The sequence below is a fragment of the Arthrobacter sp. TB 26 genome, from assembly GCF_000427315.1.
Taxonomy (GTDB): domain Bacteria; phylum Actinomycetota; class Actinomycetes; order Actinomycetales; family Micrococcaceae; genus Arthrobacter.
In genome coordinates, this window is record NZ_AUPJ01000242.1 from 1 (window position 1) to 2,672 (window position 2,672).

A 2,672-nucleotide genomic window follows, 5' to 3' on the forward strand; every position below is an offset into this window, starting at 1 on the left:
GTCGCTCGTGGAGGCCCGGACCTCCAATGCCTCCCCGGCGCCGGCCAAGGTCCTCGAGGTCATGGAAGCCAACCGGACGCTGACGCAGTCCCAGTCCGCGGAGCTGGAATGCGAAACCCTCGCGGACCTCATGCAGACGGACGAGTTCCGCTCCACCGTCTACGCGTTCCTGGACCTGGTGCAGCGCCGGTCCAAGCGCCCCGCCGGCGCGCCGGACCGCAAGCTCGCCCGCCCCGTGACCAAGATCGGCGTTGTGGGAGCCGGCCTGATGGCCAGCCAGCTCGCCCTGCTCTTCGCCCGCCAGCTCAAAGTGCCTGTCGTAATGACGGACATCGACCAGGTCCGGGTGGACAAGGGCGTGGGCTACGTCCACGCCGAGGTGGACAAACTGCAGCACAAGGGCCGGATCAGCCCCGACGCCGCCAACCGGACCCGGGCGCTCGTCACGGGATCGGTGTCCAAAGACGCCTTCGCCGACGCCGACTTCGTGATCGAGGCGGTCTTCGAGGAGCTCAACGTCAAGAAGCAGGTGTTCAAGGAGGTCGAGGCGATCGTCTCTCCCGAGTGCATCCTTGCCACCAACACCTCCTCCTTGTCAGTCACGGCCATGGCCGAGGACCTGGAGCACCCGGAGCGCCTGATCGGCTTCCACTTCTTCAACCCCGTTGCGGTGATGCCGCTGCTGGAAATCGTCCGAGCGCCGAAGACCGACGACGCCGTGCTGGCCACCGCGTTCGAGCTTGCCAAGGGGCTCAAGAAGTCCGCCGTGCTCGTCAAGGACGCCCCGGCGTTCGTGGTCAACCGCATCCTGCTGCGCCTCATGGGCGAAGTGACGGCCGCCTTCGACGAGGGCACCCCTGCCGGGGTCGCGGACAACGCGCTGCGCCCGATGGGCCTGCCGATGACGCCGTTCGTCCTGGGAGCCATGGTAGGCCTGCCGGTCGCGCAGCACGTCCAGGAATCCCTGCACGCGGCATTCCCCGACCGCTTCACCGTCTCGCAGAACCTGCAGAAGCTGATCGACAACGGGGTGACGTCCATCTGGGATCCGGCCTCGGTCCAAGCCGGCAAGCCCGTGATCCCGGCCGGGACGCTCGCGCTGATGTCCTTCGGCAACACACCGTCCACCGGTGAGGAGGTGCTGCGCCGTACGCAGGACGCCCTGGCCGAGGAGATCGGCCTGATGCTGGCCGAGGGCGTCGTCGCGGGCCCTGAGGACATCGACCTCTGCATGATCCTCGGTGCGCGTTGGCCGATGTTCCTTGGCGGCATCACCCCGTACCTGGACCGGGTGGGCGCCTCCGAGCGGGTCAACGGCAGGAAGTTCCTGGCCCCCGGGGTGGCGTCCGAACCGGCAGCCTGAACAACCCGGTTTCGCCGCACGGCTTTTCAACTCACGGCTCTCACCACACGGCGCCGCTGTCCGCACCTATTCCGGTGCGGGCGGCGGCGCTGCCGTGCCAGGACCCGTCGTGGCGGCCGGCAGATCCCCGGCGCCGCGTTGGAAGTATCGCCCGGCAGAGGGGACCCAGACAAGTACGGCTGGCACGAGNCCCGCCGATAAGCGGCAGCCCTTGGGAGGCGATGGTCAGGAAGATCGCCGGCAGCACTCCGCCACTGGCCGCCGGGCTCCCGGCAGGCAGGGATGAAATGCCAGCGAGCGTGGCCAGCACGAGGAGGCTGAGGCCCGCCGGCGGGATAACTGAGACGATGGGCCGGACGAACGGCTTTCCCCGCCGGACCGCCCGGGCACAGGCGAGGTCTGCCGCCGCCACCGAGGCAAGCGTCAGCCAAAGGACCAGCGCCGGAGTCATGTTTCCGCCCGAACCTACGGCTCCCACAAGGAGGACCAGTCCCAGCACTGCCTGAAGCGCGGCGATCACGCCGGCGACAGCCAGAAGCCAGACCGATGCCGCCACAGCTCGCGGCACCCGGTCGGGCGGGGCCTGAGAATCGGCTGGTGTTAGTGGTTTGTGCGCACCGGCGCGGGTGAAATACGCGTTGGCCGGCGGCAGCCACATGAGGACCGTGGCAGCTACTGCAACGACAGCGGCCGCGCCGACGGGCGACAGCAGGGCCTGCGACCACGGCACTTCACCAGCGGGCGGGCCGCCGCGGAAGATGAGAAGTGCCGGAAGGATCACAACATACGCCGACAAGATGATGCGTGCCGGCGTCCGCCCCCGGCCCAGGAGCACGGCGAACACTCCGCACGTCACAAACACGGCCGCACTGGCCACGTAGAGCGCCAGTGCAGGGAGGTACGTCTGCGGCGGCACCGTTCCGCCGAAGACCAGGACGAGGAGCAGCCCCATCAGCGTCCAGACGGTGCCGGCTGCCGCGAGGACCAGCCAGATCCGCGACGCAACCATCAGGACGGCCGGAACACCGGCAATTGTGGTGGTGCCTGCTTGGGTGCCCATGGCCTAATGCTCGGGTGGCCGGCGGGCTGCCGCTAGGGTCGCAAGCCTCCATGCCGCTCAGACTTCCCGCAGGTTCCCTTCGCTGAGCTTTAGGACGCGGTGTGCGGTGGCCCGCGCGTAGCTGAGGTCATGCGTGACCAGCACGACGGCGGCGCCCCGCGCAGCGGAGTTTTCGATCGCCTGGCGCAGGAAGTCCAGCCCGTACCGGTCCAGCCCGACCGTTGGCTCGTCGAGGGCGAGAACGGCGGG

Annotated in this window: 1 protein-coding gene; it reads left to right on the forward strand. The window is 68.9% G+C overall.

From position 1 onward, the window contains the following. A partial coding sequence (locus tag K789_RS0108640) for a 3-hydroxyacyl-CoA dehydrogenase family protein (protein ID WP_024366410.1) occupies window positions 1–1,363 on the forward strand: 1,363 nt, incomplete at its 5' end. Between the last annotated feature and the right edge of the window lie 1,309 nt (window positions 1,364–2,672).